The sequence below is a fragment of the Streptacidiphilus albus JL83 genome (assembly GCF_000744705.1).
Taxonomy (GTDB): Bacteria; Actinomycetota; Actinomycetes; order Streptomycetales; family Streptomycetaceae; genus Streptacidiphilus; species Streptacidiphilus albus.
In genome coordinates, this window is the sequence record NZ_JQML01000001.1 from 3,929,264 (window position 1) to 3,944,156 (window position 14,893).

Annotated in this window: 13 protein-coding genes; 6 read left to right on the top strand and 7 right to left on the bottom strand. The window is 66.2% G+C overall.

Annotated features, from left to right (window positions below):
• Positions 1–22: 22 nt before the first annotated feature.
• Positions 23–886, bottom strand: coding sequence for an alpha/beta fold hydrolase (locus tag BS75_RS16880; RefSeq protein ID WP_231607798.1), 864 nt, complete (start codon positions 884–886; stop codon positions 23–25).
• A 62-nt stretch (positions 887–948) separates the two neighbouring features.
• Positions 949–1,653, bottom strand: a complete 705-nt coding sequence (locus BS75_RS16885) for an alpha/beta fold hydrolase (protein ID WP_034088825.1) — start codon at positions 1,651–1,653, stop codon at positions 949–951.
• A 126-nt stretch (positions 1,654–1,779) separates the two neighbouring features.
• Here BS75_RS16885 and BS75_RS52210 point away from each other — a divergent pair, with 126 nt between their 5' ends.
• From BS75_RS52210 to BS75_RS16890, 3 genes are all read left to right on the top strand, one after another.
• Entirely contained in the window at positions 1,780–2,286 is a 507-nt protein-coding gene (locus tag BS75_RS52210) for a LuxR C-terminal-related transcriptional regulator (protein WP_081982389.1), read from the top strand.
• Positions 2,287–2,551: 265 nt separating this feature from the next.
• Entirely contained in the window at positions 2,552–3,037 is a 486-nt protein-coding gene (locus BS75_RS51490; protein ID WP_081982390.1) for a WhiB family transcriptional regulator, read from the top strand.
• A complete protein-coding gene (locus BS75_RS16890; RefSeq protein WP_081982391.1) occupies positions 3,034–3,387 on the top strand; it encodes an STAS domain-containing protein in 354 nt (117 codons plus the stop codon). The genes BS75_RS51490 and BS75_RS16890 overlap by 4 nt, the downstream gene beginning before the upstream one ends.
• 1,890 nt (positions 3,388–5,277) lie before the next feature.
• On the opposite strand, the gene BS75_RS48275 is transcribed toward BS75_RS16890, so the two are convergent.
• From BS75_RS48275 to BS75_RS16895, 3 genes are all read right to left on the bottom strand, one after another.
• Positions 5,278–5,439 (bottom strand): hypothetical protein, encoded by a 162-nt coding sequence (locus tag BS75_RS48275; RefSeq protein WP_156164263.1) that lies wholly within the window; start codon positions 5,437–5,439, stop codon positions 5,278–5,280.
• A gap of 513 nt (positions 5,440–5,952) precedes the next feature.
• Positions 5,953–6,435: a hypothetical protein gene (locus tag BS75_RS48280; protein WP_152646075.1), complete on the bottom strand. Its 483-nt coding sequence runs from the start codon at positions 6,433–6,435 to the stop codon at positions 5,953–5,955.
• A gap of 322 nt (positions 6,436–6,757) precedes the next feature.
• Positions 6,758–7,981 (bottom strand): IS701 family transposase, encoded by a 1,224-nt coding sequence (locus BS75_RS16895; protein ID WP_081982015.1) that lies wholly within the window; start codon positions 7,979–7,981, stop codon positions 6,758–6,760.
• A gap of 256 nt (positions 7,982–8,237) precedes the next feature.
• Between BS75_RS16895 and BS75_RS16900 the strand changes: the two genes are divergently transcribed.
• Complete coding sequence (locus BS75_RS16900) at positions 8,238–9,542, top strand: IS1380 family transposase (protein ID WP_231607799.1); 1,305 nt, start codon at positions 8,238–8,240, stop codon at positions 9,540–9,542.
• Positions 9,543–9,938: 396 nt separating this feature from the next.
• Positions 9,939–11,087 carry a Fic family protein gene (locus tag BS75_RS16905; RefSeq protein ID WP_034088826.1) on the top strand — a complete coding sequence of 383 codons (1,149 nt, stop codon included), beginning with the start codon at positions 9,939–9,941 and terminating at the stop codon, positions 11,085–11,087.
• A gap of 508 nt (positions 11,088–11,595) precedes the next feature.
• Here BS75_RS16905 and BS75_RS16910 read toward each other — a convergent pair.
• Positions 11,596–13,020 carry a site-specific integrase gene (locus BS75_RS16910; protein WP_231607800.1) on the bottom strand — a complete coding sequence of 475 codons (1,425 nt, stop codon included), beginning with the start codon at positions 13,018–13,020 and terminating at the stop codon, positions 11,596–11,598.
• 138 nt (positions 13,021–13,158) lie between these two features.
• Here BS75_RS16910 and BS75_RS16915 point away from each other — a divergent pair, with 138 nt between their 5' ends.
• A complete protein-coding gene (locus BS75_RS16915; RefSeq protein ID WP_034088031.1) occupies positions 13,159–14,403 on the top strand; it encodes an IS4 family transposase in 1,245 nt (414 codons plus the stop codon).
• Positions 14,404–14,680: 277 nt separating this feature from the next.
• Here the strand turns inward: BS75_RS16915 and BS75_RS16920 are convergent, their stop codons facing one another.
• Complete coding sequence (locus BS75_RS16920; protein ID WP_034088827.1) at positions 14,681–14,875, bottom strand: hypothetical protein; 195 nt, start codon at positions 14,873–14,875, stop codon at positions 14,681–14,683.
• Positions 14,876–14,893 lie beyond the last annotated feature (18 nt).

Consider the following 14,893-nt stretch of genomic DNA (forward strand, 5'->3'; position numbering starts at 1 on the left):
CCCAACCAGGTCCCGGACCGCGTCAGCTGGTGCCGTGTACGGCCTCCAGGATGACCTTGGTGACGACATCGGGGTTGCTGACCATGGACAGGTGCGGGGCCTTGACCTCGGTGATGTGGGCACCCGCGGCCTGGGCCATGGCGAGCTGCTCGGCCGGCGGGATGGCGTTGTCCGCGGTGCCGACGACCGCCCACGAGGGGATGGTCTTCCACGCCGGGACACCCGACGCCTCGGTGAGAGCCGCGGTGGTCAGCGGCCGCTGGACGGCGCCCAGCTGAGCTGCTTCCTTGGCGGGTAGGCCGTTGGCCATGCAACTGGCGAACGCGCTCTGCTTGATGTACGCGTCCTCCGCGCCCGCCGGGGCGCCCGGGTAGGGCACCAGGGTGAGGTTGGCGTCGTCGGTGACGCAGGATCCCGGAACGGTGGTCACCAGCTGCCCGATGGTCTGTCCCTCGTTGGGGGCGAACGCGTCGATGTAGACCAGAGCCTTGACGTTCGCGTCGCCGGTTGCGGCGTTGGTGATGACGGCGCCCCCGTAGGAGTGACCGACGAGGATGATGGGGCCGGAGATGGTGTCGAGGAAGTCCCGGATCGAGGTGGAGTCGGTGGACAGCCCCTCCAGCGGGTTCGCTGGGGAGTAGACGGTGTACCCGTCGGCCTGCAGCCGGCTGATCACCGCCGACCAGCTCGAACTGTCGCCCCATGCACCGTGGACGAGGACGATGCTGGGCTTGACGGCGGTGTTCGCGGCGGCAACGGCCGCCGTGGGGCTGCTAGTTCCGGCGAACGCGGTCTGGCTGGCCGGAACAGCGATCGCGGCAGCGGCCAGGGCGACGGCTATGGCCGTCACCCGCAGCTTCGGCCGAGTCGTCGACATGATGCGCATCAGTTGTCTCCTTGTCGTGTGCTGCTCTGCGAACCGCCCGGATTGGGCGGCGCAGGGGTGTGCTAGCCGGCGTTGACGGCGACGACCTCCGCCGCCTTCTTGATCAGCTGCGCCGTCTCGTCGGGGTGAGAGACCATGACGACGTGGCTGGAGGTGACCTCCGCGGTGACCGCGTCCATGCGCCGGGCGAACAGGCGCTGAGCGTCCGCCGGGATGGCCTGGTCCTCGGTGGCGACCAGGTACCAGGAGGGCAGGTGCGTCCAGGCCGGGTCGCCCATCACGTCGCCGAAGGTGGACGCGGCCAGCGGCTGCTGGGCGGCGTGCATGACCCTGGCCCTGACCGGGTCGACGTCGGCGGCGAAGTGGTTGACGTAGTCGTCCTCTGGCAGCCAGCCCAGGCCCTGCTTGTCGATGAACTGGTTTGCCACAGCCGGGGGCACAGGGCCCTGCGACAGCAGTCCGCCCAGGGACTCGCCCTGGTCGATCGCGAACGCGGCGACGTAGACCAGAGCCGCCGCATTCGGGGCGTCGGCGCCCAGCGCCGTGATGATCTGCCCCCCGTAGGAGTGGCCCACGACGACCGTCGGGCCGTCCTGCAACTCCAGAACCTGCCGCAGCCGAGCGACGTCGGCAGCCAGCGCGGTCATCGGGAACTGCGGCGCCGTCACGTGGTAGCCGTCGGCCTGCAGACGCTCGACGACACCGCTCCAGCAGGAACCGTCCGCCCACGCGCCGTGGACGAGGACGATGTTGGGTCGAACACTCATCTCCGTAAGTCCTCCCTGGTAGGAACCTTGTGATCCCCATGCTCGGGTGCTCCGCCACTGCAGCGGAATCCGCAGAATGACTGCGCTCGTCCGGCGAAGCGGGTGCAGTCAGACAGCTGATTCCTCTTGCTGCGCGCGGCGGCCGGAGGACTACTGAGCGCGCCTTGGGCACGCGAGGGGCTTGTCGCGCATGAGCTGCGGATCGCCCTGAAGACAGCGCATGGAACGAGCAACCACGAGATCGGCAACGCCCTGTTCGTCTCTCAATGGACTGTCGACAACCACTCGTACCGCGTGGTCCCCAGGCTGGGGACCACCGCCGTCTCACAACTCGCACAGGCGCTTGCACCCGTTCGACTCCTCCTGGCCCGCGCTCCTGACCAGGCCTCGAGCCGACGTTGCGCGGAGTTCTCCTCGGCTCGGCCTGATCCGGCAGCAGCGCCGGACAGCGCACAGGGTTCTCCCCGCCGTCGGTGGCCTCGTGGTGGCCTCGCACCGTGCCGCTCCGCCAGCCGCGCGGATCAGGTAGCCGACGACACAGGTGTCGGCATGGACGACGATCCACGTGCGGAAGTCCAGACAACCCGCAGTGAGATGACCGATGCGGGGCAGCCACCGTCCAGGCCACGCTGACGGTCATGGGAAATACAGGCCGGCAACAACCCACCGGTAGACCGAACTTCCCCCGAACTCCCTGTACACCCTGAGGACGTGACCATGCCTTGATCACCACTACCGACAGCGTCCTCGGCCAGCTGAGAACCCTGGCACTCGTCAGCAGCACTGAGCCTGCTCCCCGCGACGGCCGTCCCTGGCGTCGTGGCCAGCGAAGAACAGGTGTTCGTCGAGAACGTAGGCACCCCTGCCGGGATAGTCATGTTCCTCTCGCAGTCGCTCCATGGATCAACGAGACAGCCCATGCCATGCAACTGGGCGTCGCCAAAGCGTAGATCGGGTGCCCAGGCCCCATGCCGGCGCCCGCCGCGCCGTCGGAGCCGCTGAGCAGGCCAAACCGGACAACGCAGTCGGCCACGGACATCGCCCCCTCGACAGCGGCACGGCGCCCAACCGGTCCGGTACATCCACGTGTGAAAGGAATCCAGTCGTGAACAACAGTCGTCTTGTTCCCTCGCTCGATCTCTGGCAGTGGCAGTCCCGCGCCGCGTGCAGGGGCATGGCCTCCGAGAGCTTCTTCTCACCGACCGGCGAACGCGGCCCCGCCCGGCGACGGCGCGAGGAACACGCCCTCAGGATCTGCCGAAGCTGCGCCGTGGTAGACCAGTGCGCCGCCTTCGCCGACAGAACCGGGCAGCCCTACGGTGTGTGGGGCGGCCAGACCGCGCGCCAGCGGGCGATAGCACCTCGCGTCGCGGATGCCACATGAGTGCCTCCGCACCGACCACGTCGGCGTCGACTTCACAGCCCTGGACCTGCATCCCCTTGACGACCACGGCGCAGCGCGCACCCGGCGGCCTCGTCCTGCACGTAAGCGGAGAACTTGACCTCGACTCCGCTCCGACCCTCGAATCCGCCGCCACCGCCCACCTCGGCGCCCTGCCCTCGGTACTCACCCTCGACCTGAGCCGAATCGCCTTCATCGACTGCGCGGGACTCGCCGCCCTGCTGAGGATCAGTGTCCACGCCTCATACTCGCGCACCGCCCTGCTCCTGGGCCCGATCAGCCCATCCGTGGCCCGCCTCATCGCCCTGACCGGGGATCCCTTCCACACCTGACGGAGCCGTCCGACAGCCCCCGCGCCCCGCCGGGGAGTGGCAAGCATCCCGGCGCGAACCGAGCCCTCCTCGAAATCCTCCTCAGGCAAACACTGGGGCGGAGGACCATTTTGAAGGCACTGGCACAAACCGCCCCGGGTCACAGCATCCACACCGCGCTTCGACTCCGTGCACCCGCGCGTCACCGGCCGCCGAGTCCTGCGACGCCGACCTCATCCGCGTCACCACCACAGACAGCGACGTCCTGGCCGAGCACCCGCGCTGCTGGGCCCGCCACCAGACCCTGACCCACCCCGACCAGCAGGCCGCCGACCATAAGGTGAGCCGCGTCCTCTGCACCCGACCGACGATTCTGGATGGTCCGCTCCGTACCTGCGAAGTGACCCGGTACAGCAGCCCGCGGCAGCGCTTGTGGCTGGAGTCCACCCGGATACCCGCGATGCTCCACAGCGACCTGCCCGCTCCAGAGACTGCAGCGGGGGAGCCCGAGGCCACGCGTACAAAATCCGTACCGCACTCCCCGTGGGGCAACGGCCACGCCCAACTCCGTTGCCCGCCGCACATCAAGACTTCTGGCCAATGGACACCAACGGCGATACGCAGCAGGGCGTTCACCAGCATGTAGCATCCGCCGCCTGTAATATTTGACGATAAGTCACCATTATCCGCCAGTCACGCAGCGTCACGTGGGCGAAATCCAGGCGCGCCGCAGGCTCCGCGGCAAAGCCGCAGGTCAGCCAGTCGCCCCGATAGACAGCAGCACCTCCGCCCAACAGATGCTCAGTACGAGTCCGTCGCCTTCAAGGGCGGCCTGACCAGCAACTACGCGCGTCAGAGGCGGGGGCGCGTCCAACCCCCGCCGATGAAGAATGAGCACCGCTCTTCGGGAGCTGGTGTCACACGACTTCTACCAGCGCTTATGTACGCACAGAACGGATATGCCGGACACTCTAGAATGCCCGGCATATCCGTTCTGTTATGAAATTTTGCCCGGCTTTGTGCCCCAGGCAAGGCACTCCGCAGAACCGAAACGATGCGCCGCCCGCCGGCGACTGGGGGGCGCTCGTCATCCGAACCACCGTGCAACTGGACAGCCGGTGATTCAGGGGAATGGTCTCAAGACCGCAACCCACGCGCCCTCCCAGCTGTGGATGTCAGCCTGCTGGGCCGCAATTGTCGCGGCACCTGCTCCGCCCAAGCTGGCACCGCATGGCACAACTTGACACCCACTCCTGTCAGCAGACCTGTCCACAAGATCGGTCGGCCTCCACTTCACCCATACTTCCGGCTTAGCACCAGCTGACTAAGCGTCAAGAGTCCGCATAAAGATCAGTACCCGCCCTGACAGATCGTCAGGAGTGGATCTAAAGATCAGTAGAAGGCTGTGATATTCGACGGCTACAGATCAGCACCACAATCACCCCTCCGAAACCAGCAGTAAGTGCGATTAAGTGCGATACCGAAGATGAACTGGGCCACCGACAAGGATTCTATACCAACAAATACGGCTACCATCCAAATGAAAAGTACACTCAGGCACTAGTTTCGAGAAAGGATGTCCCCACGGCGCCGCCATTGCAGGAAAAGAAAACCGATACTTATGAACCCGACACAGGCGCCGAGAGCACGGAAGCGATCAAGCCAGCCCTGAAATCGCATGACGGCACTAAAAAGAACTATCTCCACTGATAGCACAGTAAAATATAATGCCTCTATAGCCGTTGAACCTTCCAGCCACCGCCGCCCATTCGTAGTACTACCACTAATACGCTAGTACCATCAAGCTCGTCGCCTGCAGCAAGCCAGCCCCCTCGATAGCTGCCGGGAACTCCTTCTTCATTGACGGGTCACGTAGGAGCCACTGTTCAACCGCTAACACCGACCAAAGGATCAGGCGATGCGCTTGAACAACAGGAAGAAGAAGAGCAGCGTGGATATCAATGCAACTATAACGAAGGCAGGAATCCTGACATCCACCTTAGGATTCCCGGCCGCATCCGTACCGCCACCCCCCCTAAGGAGAAGTGACAGCCCAAGGATGCTCACCACCATCGCAGTCCCAACTATAAGGAGCCCTCTCACTGGGGGTGGGTCGGACGCAGACAGGAGAATCAGCTGAATGGATCTCACTCAGGCACCTCGGATAGAGCCATCGAAACGATCGGATAAGGCATGCGCACCAGTGGTCCCTATGGACTGCTCACAGCACACGATAGCCGTCTACCTTAGGGCAGTACAGCCCTGCCCCGTCTTCAGGTTGTAGGTACATGACCCGCCACCCGTGAAAAGGAGGCCAGAGCCAGCCCCTACGCTCATCCCAAAATTTCCCCCATCGCCCGGAGGTGACGAAACGTCAAGAGACCGCCTAAAGATCAGTAGTGCGCGCATTCGGAAGCAACGTATTCCTCAGCGGGTGCTGCGGCAACGGAACAGCTTCCCCAAAGGCCCAGCCGACTGATGCCATGGAGAGCCTGCGAGTGCTACTGCGGGGGCGACCGGGAGTGTAGAAATAACGGATCCGTATCACTATCCATGGTAATAGAGAGCAGACCTCGACCAATTTGACTACGCCTTCTCAGCCCTGTCCAACCTGCACTGGTTGCAATTCTTGAGATGCCGGAGGCGTAGGACTTCAAGCTGGTCCCTTTGTGACTGCATGCGCATCCTTGCCTCGGTGGACGCGCCATATGATGCAGCGCTCAGGAGGACGACAGAAGAGCCATCCACCTTCTCTAGCACCGGTGCAATAGTGGCAGGTGCCATGCCATCGCCAGGTCCGACTGAGACCTTGGACACATCGCACCAGAAAATGTACTTCGACAGTCCTACCGCGCGCTGCAGAACGCCTTTATCGTCGGCAAAAACACCCGCCCTAGCCCCCAGTACCGCAATTGCTGCGCCAAAGACGAAAATGAATGCATAGAAGGCGCGCGCAGCCCACGACCCACTGGAGAGATCAACCAGCCCCACAAGAGAGAAAACGCCGCCACCCATGACAACGGTCAGCCTCTGCCAGATGCTGAAAAACCTTACCTGATTCAAGTCCAAGCTCCCTGTCACCACCGGGGCCCCTGAGTTGCAGGACCCCGGAAGTTGGCCTACCAGCCGTCTACCTCAGCTATTCAGCTGGGAAAGCGAGTTGATGCCCCGACGGCAGAAGGGTGCCCCTGGCCTGCGATGATCTGGACTGTCTAGTACTACAGCCGGTGGTTTTACGGTGAGTGAGCGCGGGCGGTTCGGGTGCGGTAGTGGCTGTGGCGGGCGCGGGTTTGGTGGCGGGTGCGCCAGCGGTGCCAGTGCATGGTCAGCCAGGTGCGGGCGGTGCGCACTGGTGCCTGGACGATGCGGTCGTACAGGCGGCGGATCTCGTTCACGGTCGGGGGTCGACTGTCGGTGGACGGTGCGGTATTAGCCGGCTCCGGACGTCGGCCAGGAAGGCCATGGCGAGCATGCATACGGTGGTGTGCCGGTACCACGAGCACCATTTGCGTACCTCGTGCTCATCGAGTCCGACCTGGCCCTTGGCCACCTGGAAGGACTCCTCGACCATCCAGCGCTGCCCGGCGGCGGTCACCAGTGCGGACAGGGTGGTGCCGGTGTCGGCGTGGCACAGGAAGTAGGCGACCTCGCGGACCAGTTCGCCGGTCTTCTTGTTCACCTTGTTCGGAACGGTGGAACGCCGGATCAACAGGTGGCGCTCCAACTCCAGATCAGTGTGGGCGAGTTGGACGATGGCCCAGTCGTAGTCGCGCGGGCCCTTGGCGCCGTCGGCGCACGAACGGCGCTCGAAGACGTCCTCGGGCACGGCCGCGTACAGTTCGCGGGCCTGGCGGGTGCGCCCGTCGGGCAGTGGCAGCGCCTCGTCCTTGGGGATGGCCAGCACGTAGCGGATGCGCTGTTCCTCCAGCCAGGCACGCAGGGCGCGGGCCTGGCCGTAGACCTCGTCGGCCAGGAAGTAGGAGAACGGGACCCCTGCCCGCACGGCGCGTTCCACCATCCGCCGGGCCAGTTCCGGCTTGGTGGCCACTTGCGTGGCGCGCTCGGGCGGGATGCCCTGCTCGGCACTGCGCCGTTCATGTTCGGCGGTGGTTCCAGCCCATGTCCTCCCGAGGTAGAGCTCGCGGTCGATCAGTGTCCGACCCCGGCTGGATCCGTAGGACAGGTGGACGCTGACCTGGGCGTTCTCGATCCGGCCTGCGGTTCCGGTGTACTGCCGCTGCACCCCGGCGCTCTTGGTGCCCTTCTTGATGTCACCAGTCTCGTCCGCGATGAGTACCGCATCCGGGGCGGTCAGGGCGGCGACGGCATAGTCCCGGACCCGGTCGCGCAGTTCGTCCGCGTCCCACGCCGCCTTGGCCAGGAAGCCCTGCAGCCGGTCGGGGTTGGGGTGACCGGCGAACTCGGCCAGCTGCCACAGGTTCTTGCGCGGCACCTCAGCCAGCAGCCCGCGCATCATCGCCCGCAGGTTCTCCCGCGAGGCCGGGCGGGCGAACACATCGTCCACCGAGGCACACAGCGCCTCCAACTCACCCTCCATGGAACGGACATCAGCCTCGCTCAACTCGCCCGTCGGCACCGCACCTGGCGGCAGCATCACTCCCACGAATGGAGTAACGAGCCAGCCGCCATCACGTCACGTGAACAACCGGCTGTAGTACTAGATCAAGTTCATCGTTCGGAAGAGGCACCCTCCGGGTGAAAGCTACCAGCTGGGACAGTCGGCTCGCGGTGCGGGCCGACGGCAGGAACCTGATCGGCCACGCCGGGGTGGTGCTGCTGCGCAAACTCGCCGACCGCCTCCACCTGGCCACCGCGCTCGGTGCGGCACTGCCCACGGGCACCGGCCCGCGATGGCGGGACCGCGGTGTCGCCCTGGTGCAGTTGGCCTGCGCGATCGCGCTCGGCGCGACGAATCTCCTGGAAGCCGGGCGCCTGCAGCACCACTGGCTGCCCTGTTCGACCGACCGGTCTCCGACAGCACCCTGCGTCGCACACTGGAGGCGATCGACGCCCCGACCGCGGCCCGGATCGAACGTGCTCGCGCCACCGTCCGCCGCCTGGTGCGGACCCGGCTGTCCCTTCGCCCCGGCGGCTTCCCCCGGATCGCCGTCGCCGGCCGGAAGCTGATCGGCTGGTACGTGCTGGACCTGGACGCCACCATCGTGACGTGCACCAGCCGCAAGGACGGGGCGGCCGGCACGTACAAGGGCTCCTTCGGGCACCTGCCGCTGGGCGCCTGGCTGGCCAACACCCACGAGTGCGTCGCGATGCTGCTGCGTCCGGGCAACGCCGCCCCCAACGACGTCGGCGACCACCAGCAGGTCCTGGCCGCCGCGCTGCGCCAGCTCCCGTTGCCACCATGGTCCAAGCTCCTGGTCAGGATCGACGGCGCGGCCTTCTCCCACGGCGTCCTGAACCATCTGGCGGCGTTGACCACCACCCGGCGGCGGGTCCGCCTCATCACCGGCTGGGCGATCAACGACACCGACGAACAGGCGATCGCGCTGCTGCCCGAGCGCGTGTGGACGGCCGCCGTGCGCCAGGACGGCCAACTTCACGAGACCAAAGGCCAGGACGGGGCGAGGGTCACCTACCAGGTCGCCGAGCTGACCGGGGTGCGCGACCTGGCGGGCCGGCCCGAGGGACTGCGGCTGATCGTGCGCCGGGTCAAGCCCTCGCGGCGCGACGCGAAGAAGCTCACCGCGTTCGAGCACCGGACCGGCTGGCGCTACCAGATCGTCGCCACCAACATCCCCGCCCACCAGGGCCTGTCCAGTGTCCCCGGCTCCGGACAGGCATGGTTCTGCGACGCCCTCCACCGCGACCACGCAGAGGTGGAAGACCGCGTGAAGGCGATCAAGCGGATCGGACTCGGGCTGCTGCCATCGAAGTCCTGGCAGGTCAACGAGGCCTGGGTGCCGGCCGCCACCATCGCGGCCGACCTCGACGCCTGGACGCGGCTTCTCCTGCTGCACGACGCCCCGGAACCGGCCAGGGCCGAGCCGGCCACGATCCGCTCCAAGCTTTACCACCTCCCGGCCCGCCTCACCGCTCACGCCCGCCGCCGGGTCCTCCACCTGGACCGGTCATGGCCATGGGCGCACGTGTTCACCACCGCCTGGCAGCGGGCCACCGACCTCCCGGCCCTCACCTGAGAGCCGGCCACCCCGACGAGGACAAGGAAGGAGGAGACCAGTAGCACACCGGGCCGTGGAACCCGGCGCACACCGCAGCGTCACGCGACGGACCCCGCCTCGAACGGCAGAGGACAAACCGGGCAGCCAGCCGGACCGGCCCCTGCGATCAGACCGCTGAACCGCAACCCACGCGTCCCCCCAGCTGCGAATTTCAGCCTGCTGGGCCGTAATTGTCGCGGCACCTGGTCCGCCCAAGCTGGCACCGTATGGCACAACTTGCCACCCACTCCTGTCAGCCGACCTGTCCACAAGATCGGTCGGCCTCCAGTCGCGATCACCCCTCAGTTGGGTCACCATCCGCTCACCAGTCGAGCCATACATGCCACAATGAAACCTTCATGGTTTAATAGCGACATGCTGTATGCGACTCCGACACTCGACACCGACGATCTCCGGGTCCTTGAGGAAATCGGGGAGATGCGTGTTGCGCTGCGCCATCAGCTCGCGGTGCGACCGCGCTGGGACCGGCCGCTGCGGCGGCACATGACAGCGCGGGCCGTAGCAGGATCGAACACGATCGAGGGCTACGCGGCGACCGTCGACGACGTCGAAGCGATGATGAGCGGCGAAGAACCGCTGGACGCCTCGGAAGTGGTGCGCGAGGAGATCGCCGGTTACCAATTGGCGCTGACATACGTTCAGGCACTAGCCGATGCACCCGGGTTCACCTTCCAGACGGAAGGGCTGAACGCCCTGCACTTCATGATGCAGTCGAAGCACCTGGCCAAGCGTCCGGGCCGGTGGCGCAGCCGTGAGGTGTGGATCAACGAGCCTGGCAGGCCCGACGTCCGCGCCTACACCGCCCCGGATCCGGAGCAGGTGCCAGCGCTCATGGAAGAACTAGTCACGTGGCTCAACGAGGGCGACCTGGACGCACCGGTGCACGTGCGTGCCTCAATGGCGCACCTGAACCTTGTGAAGATCCATCCGTGGCATGACGGCAACGGCCGAATGTCCCGCGCACTGTCCACACTGGTCTTCGCGCGCGAGCAACTGATGCCCCCAGAGTTCTCATCCATCGAGGAGTGGCTCGGCTACCCGAGTAACACGGTGCGCTACTACGACGTCCTCGCCGAGGTCGGCGGGCCGGTGTACTCACCGGAGCGGGACGCACACCCGTGGATCCGATTCTGCCTACGCGCTCACCATCAACAGGCGCAGTACGCAGAGCATTTGATGCACCGCCAGAATCAGGGTTGGTCGGCCCTCTTCGATGCCCTCCGCAGCACCGGCATCGACGGAGAACTGGCCGAGCGCTACCTCTACGCACTTCTCCCCGCCTTCCTGGGGCACCGCGTCCGTCGAGCCCTCTACCAGGCCGACGCCGAACTCGGAGAGGCCAGCGCAATGCGAGACATTCGGCAATTGCGCGATGCCGGGTGGCTGATCCAGCACGGCAAGGCCAGGGGGACGTTCTATACCGGCGGAGAACGGATGAACCCCGTACGAGACCTGGTCGCACAGCACATTGGACCGCTGCGTGATCCGTATGCCGTGAGGTAATCCCGCTGGCGAGTTATGGGCCACCACTGTGCCGGACACTGCGGTCACCGTAACTGTCTGGCCACAGAGGCTGCACTCCGACCACCCATGTCTGCCGGAGGTGTGCGAGCCCAAGGAAACGGTGTCCGTCCGGGTCACCCGGCACCTGCGCACGCCGCTCCGTTCTCAACGTCGTCGGGATGGACGATCACGTCCGCGACCCCTGAAGCCTGCATCAGGGATCTGACCGCAGGTGCTCGGCAAGCGCTTGCATCCATTGCAGCACGCCCTGACCTGGGATTATGTGCATCGACGCCAGCAACGCGTCCAACGTCCGACGATGGAGAATGAGCAAGGCTCTTCGGGAGTTGGTGTCACACGGCTTCTACCAGCGCTTATGTACGCACAGAACGGACATGCCGGGCAGTCTAGACTGCCCGGCATGTCCGTTCTGTCATGAAATTTTGTCCTGGTTTGTGCCCCAGGCAGGATTCGAACCTGCGACACCGGCTTTAGGAGAGCCGATTTATCATCCATTTCCCACCTTTCTGACCTTGGCCTTTGGCTTCCGACCTGCCGGAAAAGTGATCATCTGGGCGATATTTGGGTGATCATCTTCCGAACGCCACTTCAGCAGGTCCACGCGGCCCCACAGCGACTCCCAGCCGAGGTTCCGCATCGCGCGCTCGTAGATCTCCTCCAGGCCCGCCAGGCGCTCGATCCGCATCTCCACCGTCGGGTGCTGGTACACGGCCTTGATTCCGGGCCGCTTGTGGCCGGCCTGCTCGTAGGCCAGCGGTGCCTTGACCCCGATCTGCTCCTGGAAGGTGTCGTGGGTATGCCGCAGCAGGTCCATCGTCAGCCCCGGCATGATCGGCGCCCACGGCTCCACGCCGGCGGTGCCCGGGCGCCGCAGCGAGCCCGGCCGCCCGTTCACGGCCGGCCTCAGTACCTTGGACCAGTTGCCCCGGCGCCAGAACGTCCCGCTGTCCGTGGCGTATAGGTGGGTGTACTTCGCGGGCCCCTCGTCTGTGGCCGGCTGCATCGGCGGGAGATCGTCCCGGTGGGCACGGATCAGCTGGGCGAGGAACGGCGGCAGGTCGACGTCGCGGACGCTCCACGCGTTCTTCGGCGGCTCCAGCTGCAGCACGGTGCCGATCCTCTTGCCGTCCTCGTCCCGGTCGTCGTACTCGACGAGCTCGCCGAAGTCGGGGTCGATGTGCAGCACCTGGCACGTCCACTCGCCCCTGCCGAACGCCTCGCGCCGGATCCCCAGGGCGGTCTCACGGTGCAGGGCATTGCTCTCGCCCCAGCGCAGGCCGACGAAGCCAACCGTCAGGACGTGCAGCCCGCGCGTCGGGCCGAGGCGCTGCGCCAGCTGCAGCACCGCCTCAGGCGTGGCGGCCCGCTTGGCCTTCGCGCTGGTGGCCGAAGCCGTCTTCTTCGCCTTCGCCGCGGAGTTGCCCGTCGAGACGGAACGGCGCCGACCGTAGAGCGGGTTGACGGTGAGGTGCTTCGCGTCGACCGCGGCCGTGAGGATCGTGGACATCAGGCTGACTGAGTGGTCGATCTCGGTCTCGTGCGCCGGGTGGGCGTTGGCCCAGGCCTCGACGTCGAACCAGCTGAAGGCGATGAGCGGAGTGTGCTCCCACTTCGGCAGGATGACTGTCTCCAGCATCCGCCAGCGCGTCGTGACGGTGTTGCCGCGCGGATTGCGAGCCTTCATGAACTCCCGGGCGAATACGCCGAAGTGCTTTCTGGCCAGCTCGGGATCAATCCAACGGCCCGCCCGGATCGCGGCTTCCTGTTCCTCGCCCCACGCCTCGGCCGTTTTCTTCGTGGCGAATCCCGGCTCGCTCCCCCATGTGCCGTCGGGGCGTTTGTATCGGGCACGCCAGGAGACCTTTCCTTTACTGCCCTTGGCCTCACTGATGCGCTTGTCTGCGTATGCCACGTGGCGTCCTCCTGACGCCTCCGGCAGGCGGGGCCTGACCCAATGCCGCGAAGCTTAAGTTGATCAAGGAGTGGTTCGCCGGGGAGCTGCCCGGTGCGCTGCTCAACGTCCCGTCAGTCGTGCGGCTAGGGTTGCCGCATGGTTCAGGGGTCCGTCGAATCGGATGGTCCGGTCGCGCGACCGGACCAGGTGTCGTTGGGAGTCTTGGTTGCGGCGGTGCCGCGATTCAAGGTCGATGAGGCCGCAGCGGTGTGCGGGGTGGCCGAGCAGCGTCGAGGGGGCAAACTCCCTCCGCACGTGACCGCCTATCTGACGATGGCGCTGTGCCTGTTCTCTGACGACGCGGCCGAGGAGGTCGCGCAGAAGGTCACCGGATCGCTGTCGCAGTTCGGCGTGTGGGACGCCGCGTGGGAACCGCCGACGTCGTCGGGGATCACCCAGGCGCGCAAGCGGCTGGGCCGGGATGTGCTGCGCGAGACGTTCTACCGGGTGGCAGAGCCGGTGGCCACCAGTGAGACCCGGGGCGCGTGGCTGCGCGGATGGCGCCTGATGGCCATCGACGGTTTCGACCTCGACCTTCCCGACTCGGCCGAGAACGCAGCCGAGTTCGGTTACGCCGGCAACGACCAGTCCCGCTCCGCGTTCCCCAAGGCCCGGGTGGTGGCCGTCGTCGAGTGTGGTTCGCACGCCTTCGTCGACGCCGAGGTCGGCCCGTGGAACCGCAGCGAGAAGGCGATGGCGGCGTCGCTACTGCCCTCGATCTCCACTGACTGGCTGCTGCTGGCCGATCGGGGCTTCTACAGCTTCGCCGCGTTCAGCGCCGCTGCCCAGACCGGGGCGGCGCTGTGCTGGCGGGCACCGACGCAGCTGTCGCTGCCGGTCCTGAAGGTCCTGTCCGATGGTACGTATCTGTCGGCCCTGGTTGATCCGCGCCTGCGCGGCCGGCAGCGGGAGGAACTGCTGCAGGAGGCGAAATCCGGTGCGAAGCCGGACCCGGCCGCCGCCCACGTGGTGCGGATCGTGGAGTACGACGTCCCCGACCGCGACGGCGGGGAGCTGATCTGTCTGATCACTACGGTCACCGAGCCGGAGGACGCGACCGCCGCTGAACTGGCGGCTGCCTATCACCAGCGGTGGGAGGAGGAAGCCGCGAACGGCCAGCTGAAGACGGTTCTGCGCGGCCCTGGGAAGGTACTTCGGTCCAAGAGCCCGGACCTGGTCCACCAGGAGATCTGGGCCTACCTGCTGGTCCACTACGCGATCAACTCCCTGATCTGCCAAGCCGCGACCGGTGCCGACATCGACCCGGACCGGATCAGCTTCCTCAGGACCCTCAACATCGTCCGCCGCACCGCCACCGGGACGGCGGCCTTTCCCCCCTGAACGCTGGGAAGCGGTCAAGGCGGATGTTCTCGCCACGCTTGCCGCGCGCCGAAACTGCAACCCAGCGCGCCGCCACCGCTCCTACCCACGTGTGGTCAAGCGCGCCCGCCACAACTCCTACCGGGTGAAGAGGACTTCGGATGCAGGCACCCGACACGCGGGGCCACCGAGCCTGAAGTTCGCCTCACTCGGGACCGCACCGCCCGCCACTCCAAGATCAACTTAAGCTTCGTGGCATTGGGGCCTGACCCGGGCCCCGCCGTGCCGAGAGTTGCTGCTATCCGACAGCAACACCCAGTGCCACCAGGAGCGATGGATCGCGCTGGAGCCGCTCGGCCATGATCGAGGCATCCGCTTCCGTGAATGTCTCTCGGTCGAGCAGAACTACTTCAGCGTCTTCCTGCTCCTTGTGTACATAGACGCAACCGCCGTAGGGGATACCCGCAGCGCGTACCACCTGGATGGTCCTCATGGACCCCCCTCACCCGGA